We start from the raw sequence: 7,582 nt of genomic DNA, 5'->3' as shown, positions 1-7,582 counted from the left end.
GCAGACCCCGCCGGCCGTGATGCGACGGAGACGGTGACCGTGACGAACCCACGGGGGATCGCCACCGTCTACCACTACGTGTTCGGGATGCTGGTGCGGCGCACCGACGCGGAGGGCACGGCTGACGAGGCCGTCTGGCGCTACGACTACGACCGGAGGGTCAGTCAGCCCGACAGCATTACCGACCCGCTCGGTAACACGACGACCATGACGTATGACAGCGCAGGGGATGTGACTAGCCGCAGCGATCCGCTGGGCAACACCTCGACCTGGACGTATAACCGGTTCGACGAACCGACGTCGGCCACCGACGCGATGGGCGTAACCACGACGAACAGCTATGACAGCGACGGAAACCTGCTGTCGTCGGCGGTGCCGCTGGATGGCGGGCAGACCGCAACCACGACCTATACGTATGGCGATTCGGCGCATCCGGGTGATGTGACGACGGTGACGGACCCGCGCGGGAAGACGACGGACTACACCTACGACTCCTTCGGGGAGCGCACCAGCGTCACCGACCCCGACGGGGATGAGATGACGTATGACTACACGTGTACGCTGGCCGGTGCGGGGTGCCGGTCGCACGTCGGCTGGCTGTACTCATCGGTGTCCCCGCGTGGCAACGCCTCCGGCGCGTCGCCGTCGGACTACACCACGAGCTCCACATATGACGATGACGGCGAGGTGCTGTCGACGACCGACCCGCGGGGTGAGACGACGTCCTACACCTACAACGGCAACGGGGACCGGACGTCGCTGACCGACGCCCGTGGGAACACGACGACGTACCACTACGACGCCGACGGCGAGCTGACGACGACGACGCGCCCGGATGGCACCGAGCTGACGTCCACCTATGACGACGACGGGAATGTAACCGCGAAGGTCGACGGCGCGGGCGATGCGACCGGCTACAGCTACGACGCCCGCGATGAGCTCGTCTCGACGACATCTCCGCCGACCGCGACGGCGCCGGGGGGGATCACCACGACGTACGGCTATGACTTGGCAGGCCGGCGGATCAGCCTCACCGACGCCGTGGGCGCCACCACCATCTACTCCTACGACGCTGCGGGCCGGCTGACCGGCCTGGACTACAGCGACCTGACCACCCCCGATGTGACCTACGCCTATGACGCGGACGGGCGGCGAGTGTCGATGACCGACGGGACCGCCACTACGAACTACTCCTACGACGCGGCGGGCCGGCTCACCGACACCGTCGACGGGGCCGGGAAGTCGGTGGCCTACGGCTACGACCTCGCCGGGAACGTCACGGCGCTGACCTACCCGAACGGCCAGACCGTGACACGCGGCTATGACCCCGCCGGGCGGCTGACGTCGGTGAGCGACTGGAACGGCGAGACGACCACGTTCGGCTACGACGCCGACGGGATGCTCATATCCACGGACTACCCGAATACGGTGGCCGAAGGGGTCACCTACGACCGGGACGACCGGATGACGACGCTCACCGACACGCGCAGCGGCACGACGCTGGCCGGCTACGGCTACACCCGTAACCCGAACGGGCAGCTGACCGCCGCGACCGCGACGGGCACCGCCGGGGCGCCGAGTGAGTCCTACGACTACAACACGCTGAACCAGATCGACTCGTATGTGAGTGGGTCGAGCGCCGGCAGCTACGGCTACGACGCCGCGGACAACCCCACAGGGCTTGCCGACGGCGTCAGCCAGACCTTCGACGCGGCGGGTGAGCTGCAGACCGCGACCGGCGCGCCGATCCGCCTGGTCGGCACCGCGTCGACGACGGACAGCACCCCGACGTCGACGAGCAGCACGGTGGCGCTTTCCGGGGTGCGGGTGAACGACCAGATCCTGCTCGAGGTGGTCGGCAACAAGGGGGAAGCCGCCGGAGCCGCCGGCTACACCCAGGTCGGCGCCTGGGACGGCGGGGACAACAACACCCGCTTGACGTTGCTGCGCCGCACCGCGAGCGGCGCGGAGACCGGCGCCACCGTCACCTACACCGAGCCGCACCTCAAGCCGTTCACGGTGCTCGCCGCGGTCTACCGCGGCGTCAACCCGGCCAACCCGATCGACACCTTCTCCGCCGCCGGCACCGCGAATGTCACCTCGACCAGCGTGACCGCACCGCAGATCACGGCCGACGCTGCCGGTGAGCAGCTGGTGGTGCTGCAAGCCGAGACCGACAACGCTTCGGCGGCGTCGTGGACCGCGCCGCCCGCGATGACCGAAGAGGTGCAGAGCTCGGTCGCCGCGATTGCCGCGGGGCTGGCCGACCAGCCCGCCGCCCACGCCGGGCTTACCGGCTCACGGACCAGCACGACCAGCGTTCTCGGCGCGCTGGAAACCGCGCTGGTCGCGTTGCGACCCGCCCCGACCGCTTTCAGTTATGGCCCGACCGGGGACCGCACAGTGCTCACCCCTCACGGCGGCGCCCCGATCGGTTACGGCTACGACCAGGCCGACCGGCTCGTCCGCTACACCGACGGCGACCCGGCCGACATCGCCTCCTACAGCTACAACGGCGACGGGCTGCGGACCGCGAAGACGGTCGGCGGCGCGACCAGCGACGAGGCATACGACACGGTCACCGCGGGGGTGCCGCTGCTGCTGTCTGACGGCGCCACCGACTACCTCTACGGCCCCGGTGACACCCCGATCGAGCAGATCGCGGCGCCAGCGGCGATCAGACGGGTCGCGACCGGCAGCACGATCGACAGCACCGGGAACGCGCCGTCACTGACCGTGGGCTTCAGCGCGCAGGTGCAGCAAGGCGATCAGATCCTGCTCGTCGCCAACGGCGACACCACCACCCAGGCGCCCACCCCGCCCCCCGGCTACACCACGGTAGGCACCTACACCTACGGCGGTGCGACGACGTTCTCCGGCGGGGCGAGTGAGCGGACCACCGTCTTCCGCACCACCGCCGCCGGTGGCGAGGACAGCGCCACCGTCACCTATACCCCGACCCAGGGAAGGGCCAAGACACTGACCGCGGTCGCCTACCGGGGAGTCGACCAGACCGACCCGATCGCCGGGCTGTCCCACGCCTCTAGCGCGAACGCAGCCACCAGCATCACCGCACCCTCGATCGCCGCGAGCAGCGGCGACGAACTCGTCCTCATCGACGCCGCCGGCAACAGCTACCTCACACCCAGCTGGACCATGCCATCAGGGATCACCAAGCAAGACGAGAACACCGACGCCACCATCGACACTGCCGTCGGCGACGCGCTGAGCGCGGGCGGGCTGACCGGGACGAAAACCTCCACCAGCTCTCAGTCCGCGCAGCTGCAAACCATCCTGCTCGCGCTCACCCCCGAACCCGGCACCATGTTCTTCGGGCACGACCAGCAAGGCTCGACCCGGCTGCTCACCGACCTCCATGGCGCCGTCACCGCCACCTACGGTTACGACCCGTACGGGCGCACCACCCTGCACCAAGGGTCCGCGAGCACGAACCTGCTCTACGACGGGCAGTATGAAGACAACGAAAGCGGGCTGTACTACCTCAGAGCCCGCTACTACGACCCGCAGACTGCGACCTTCCTCACCAGAGATCCTTTGGAGGATCTCACCGGACAGCCGTATTCATATGCCGCCGGGGATCCAATCGACGGCAGCGATCCGAGCGGGCTGTTCTGCATCGGGCCGCTCTGCGTGGGATTCCATCCCGGCACGATTCCGAACTCGGTCGTCAACATCTTCCGCGGCGCGAGCTTCGGCATTACGGACAGGATCGCGAACTGGATCTCGCCAGGCGCGTCGTGCACCGTGCCGCAAAACTATGCGCAGCAGCTCGTCGGCTTTGCCGCAACCGTTGTCGCGACCTACGGGCTCGGCGCCGCAGGTGGTGATGATGAGCTACCGCCAGCTGGGGGTCCCAAGTCAGGCTCGCCCAACTTCAACGATCCGGCGCAACCGCCAGGACCAGGGTGGGAGTGGCGCGGCCAGCAACCCCCCGGCGGCCCGAATGGCGCCTGGTACAACCCGTCAACAGGCGAGAGTCTCCATCCAGACTTGTCTCATCCGGATCCGGTCGGACCCCACTACGACTATCGGGCACCCGATGGCACGTTCTACCGGATGTATCCCGATGGGACGGTGAAACCCAGATGACGGCGCGTGTCGTTTCGGCCCCAGACGGCGGCAGCCGCTATCTCATCGAGCTGGGCGAGCAAGGAATGACCCTCGGGCAACTTGTCGCGGGCCTAGTGCGACGCGGGACCCCGACCCTCCAGGCGATTGTGCCTGGCGAGGCTTCCGCGGCCGAGATCTCTTCCTTTCGCGTTGGGATGGGACGCCGTAACGGCACGATCGACGCTCTCGCCCAGGCGCTCGCATCGCGATACCCGAAGTCATGGGCCATTCTTGGGCTGCCCTTGGCCAAGCCCGCGGATCTGGTGCAAGAAACCCGCGGCCAGACCACGGCGAACTGCGGAGACGAGGTCTACCTGCTGCAGGAAATCGGGGCCGGAGAGGATGCTCTCTCCGCGGCCTTGCGCGCGGCCGACCCGGCATTTGCCTATCTGATGGCTGTCGTGGATGGGGTGGCTGCGAACGCCGCCGATCGGTGCCCCGTTGATGCGATCGGGCAGGGCGCGTACGTCGTGCGCGCGATCGTCGCAGGGGCGTACGACGGCGAGGGCTTCGTCCTGGCGTCTCTCTAGAGATCTGTACTGAGAATTTGTCCGCGGCCCGCGTCTTGACCGGCTGAACGAGGACGCTGTCCGGGTCGGCTTGATCGCTGACGGCGCGCGGAGCGGCTGAGCGCGGCGCGCCGCGCCGCCGCCACTGTTGGAGTCTGGGCGCTCCCGTACTGAGTTGCGGTCGGGTGTGCGGAGCTGTCGCGGGTCGATGCCCGGTTCCGTCGGAAGCTCGTCACGACGCGGCGTGCTGGGCCACTGGCCGGCTGGGCCCGCCATAGCGAACCACGTGGGTATCGGCATTGGTCTGCGATGGCCGTTCGGCTTCGCCGCATTCCGTGGTCCCGCGCTGGCTGTGCCACTGCGATGCCTGCCCCGTCATAACCAAGACCGAGGGGTTCGGCGCCGTGCCGGCTCCCAGCCTGAAGGGACCGATCCAATGCGAGCAATCGTGGACACCACGGGTGCGACCATCCTGCGCACCTCGGCTCCGGAGCCGCACCGACGACCGCGGCCAGCCGATCGTCGACCGCGAGACCGGCCGGCCGACCTACGTCACCAGGTGGTCGTGGTCGGCGCAGACCGCCGCAGCGAGATTCTGCGGATCGTCACCGTCGACAGCCCGGACGACTCGGTGATCTCGGCGCGAAGCTGACCTTGGCTGAGCTCGTTCAGCAGCCGTGGGAGCGCGACGGCCGGTCTGGCGTGGCGTACCGGGCTAAGGCGATCCGGGTTGCCGGCGAGATGGCGGCTTCGGCGACGCGCACCGACGAGGCGCTGCCGAGCGCATCGCGCCGCGCCTGACCTCCTGAACCGGTGGGGCTGCTCGACAACTGGCGGCCCCACCGGTCCGCCCTCCCTTGCTTGATCGAAAAGAGGAGTTCTGATGTCGCCTGCATCGAATGACCGCTCCGCCGATCCGCTGGCGGAGCTGCTCGACGCGCTGCTCGTCGTGGTCGGCCAGACCCTGAAGTACGTCGGGTTGTTGGTGTGGCGGCTGCTACGTGTCGTCGCGGCCTGCCCGGTGTCGATGCTTGCGGTGCTGCTCACCGGCTACGTGACGTGCTGCTCGGGCTGGGTCGGCGGGCTGGTCGTCGCTGGCTTCCTGTCGCTGGGCTTCGCGGTTTGGCGGTGGAGCATGCCACGCAGCTTCGCCCGTTATGTCTTCATGCCGGTTCGTGACCGGGCGATGGGCTGGTGGCGTTACGAGCGCGGCTGGGCGGAGCTGCGCGACGTGCATGGCCTGACCCGGACGGTCCCCAATGGGGCGCGGGTGCCCCGGCTACGCCGCGTGCACGTCACCTCGGTGATGGACCGGCTGGAGGTGAAGCTGCTCGCCGGGCAGGCCACGGCCGACTGGGCGGTGCGGGCTGAGGCGTTTCGCCACGCCCTGGGCGCGCGGATGGTGCGGGTCAGCTCCCCGAGGCCCGGCTGTGTGTGGCTGGAGGTGTTTCGGGTCGACACGCTCGCCGCTGCGCTCCCGCTGCCGGCGGCTGGCGGAGACGGGCAGACGATCGGAGGCACTGAAACCGGTCGCCCGTGGCTGCTGCGACTGCTCGGCAATCACGTGTTGATCGCGGGGGCGACCGGCTCGGGCAAAGGCTCGGTCGCCTGGTCGCTGCTCGCCTCCCTGGCTGGATTCGAAGCGGCGTCGTGCAGGCGTCGGTAGCTGACCCAAAGGGGGGCGCGGAATTTGCTGCGGGCCGCAGGCTGTTTCACCGCTTCGCATACAACCCTGAGGACATCGCCGCGATGCTGCGCGAGGCAGTCGAGGTGATATATGACCGCGCCGAGCGGCTGCGTCAGTCGGGGGACCGGCTCCTGATGCCCAGCGTCGCCGACCCGCTGATCGTCATCGTCGTGGACGAGATCGCGGCGCTGACCGGCTACGGCATCGACCGCAAGAAGGCCGCCCAGATCGAACGGCTGCTCGGGCTGATCCTGACCAAGGGAGAGCGCTCGCCATCACCGTCGTGGCGTGCAGCCAAGACCCAGCAAGGAGATCCTGTCGCTGCGACGATTCGCATCGCCCTGCGATTGACCGAGTCATCGCAAGTGTCGATGGTGCTTGGGCCTGGGGCTCGTGACGCCGGCGCGATCTGCGAAGGGATCGACCCCGCGACGCCGGGCGTCGGATACGTGATGGTCGACGGCCGCGCCGAGGCGCTGCGAGTGCGCGCCTTCCACGTGACTGACGCCGACATCACGCGGCTCGCCGCTGCCTACGTGCCGCTGGCACAACGGTGAGCCGGGCCACTGCGGCGCATGACCCCCGTCAAAGGCCTGTTCGCCTGGCTAACTAGCCACGGACACGTCCCGCTCGACTCCGCCGCAGGCTTGATCCTGCCGAAAGCCGAACGACGACTACCCGAAGCGACGCTGACCGCGGAAGAAGCCGAAGCGGCACTCGCCGGACCGGACGTGACCACACCGCTCGGGTTGCGCGACCGCGCGATCCTCGAAGTGCTCTACTCCACCGCGATCCGCCGCGCCGAACTCATCGCGTTACAGACCTGGGACCTCGACCACGCCCGCAACACGCTGTTCGTCCGACACGGGAAAGGCGGCAAAGACCGTTACGTCCCGATCGGGCAACGCGCGCTGACCTGGGTCGGGCACTACACCGACCTGGTCCGCCCAACGGGACTGCTGCACGGATAGGTGACATCTGATCTGTGGTGCCGGGAGGTGCCGCTGGAAGGATGTCTGCCGTGCCGAAACCGTTTCCGAAGGACTTCAAAGAGGACGTCATCCGGGTCGCCCGCAACCGCGAGGCTGGGGTGACGATCGCCCAGGTCGCCCGCGACTTCGGGGTCAGCGAGTCGTGTCTGCAGAACTGGCTGACCGCCGCGGACCGCGCCGAGGGGATCAAGCCCGGTCCGAGCGCAGGTGAGATGGCCGAGTTGAGGGAGGCGAAGAAGCGGATCCGCCTCCTTGAGCAGGAG

Annotated in this window: 8 protein-coding genes; all 8 read left to right on the top strand. The window is 68.5% G+C overall.

The window, feature by feature from the left end; translation table 11 throughout:
• Positions 1-39 precede the first annotated feature (39 nt).
• Positions 40-4,110 carry an RHS repeat-associated core domain-containing protein gene (locus tag Q0W90_RS21585; RefSeq protein ID WP_297776494.1) on the top strand — a complete coding sequence of 1,357 codons (4,071 nt, stop codon included), beginning with the start codon at positions 40-42 and terminating at the stop codon, positions 4,108-4,110.
• The gene (locus Q0W90_RS21580) at positions 4,107-4,661 is read left to right on the top strand and encodes a hypothetical protein (RefSeq protein ID WP_297776491.1); all 555 of its coding nucleotides are present in this window, start codon (positions 4,107-4,109) and stop codon (positions 4,659-4,661) included. The genes Q0W90_RS21585 and Q0W90_RS21580 overlap by 4 nt, the downstream gene beginning before the upstream one ends.
• Before the next feature lie 415 nt (positions 4,662-5,076).
• Complete coding sequence (locus Q0W90_RS21575) at positions 5,077-5,292, top strand: hypothetical protein (protein ID WP_297776490.1); 216 nt, start codon at positions 5,077-5,079, stop codon at positions 5,290-5,292.
• 2 nt (positions 5,293-5,294) lie between these two features.
• Complete coding sequence (locus Q0W90_RS21570) at positions 5,295-5,441, top strand: hypothetical protein (protein WP_297776487.1); 147 nt, start codon at positions 5,295-5,297, stop codon at positions 5,439-5,441.
• 82 nt (positions 5,442-5,523) lie between these two features.
• Positions 5,524-6,306: a hypothetical protein gene (locus Q0W90_RS21565; protein ID WP_297776485.1), complete on the top strand. Its 783-nt coding sequence runs from the start codon at positions 5,524-5,526 to the stop codon at positions 6,304-6,306.
• A gap of 83 nt (positions 6,307-6,389) precedes the next feature.
• Positions 6,390-6,884 (top strand): hypothetical protein, encoded by a 495-nt coding sequence (locus Q0W90_RS21560; protein WP_297776482.1) that lies wholly within the window; start codon positions 6,390-6,392, stop codon positions 6,882-6,884.
• Between the two features lie 18 nt (positions 6,885-6,902).
• Positions 6,903-7,298 carry a tyrosine-type recombinase/integrase gene (locus Q0W90_RS21555; protein WP_297776479.1) on the top strand — a complete coding sequence of 132 codons (396 nt, stop codon included), beginning with the start codon at positions 6,903-6,905 and terminating at the stop codon, positions 7,296-7,298.
• Between the two features lie 50 nt (positions 7,299-7,348).
• A partial coding sequence (locus tag Q0W90_RS21550) for a transposase (RefSeq protein ID WP_297776477.1) occupies positions 7,349-7,582 on the top strand: 234 nt, incomplete at its 3' end.

The organism is Mycobacterium sp. (genome assembly GCF_025933915.1).
Taxonomy (GTDB): domain Bacteria; phylum Actinomycetota; class Actinomycetes; order Mycobacteriales; family Mycobacteriaceae; genus Mycobacterium.
This window is presented reverse-complemented; position numbering and strand designations above follow the sequence as displayed.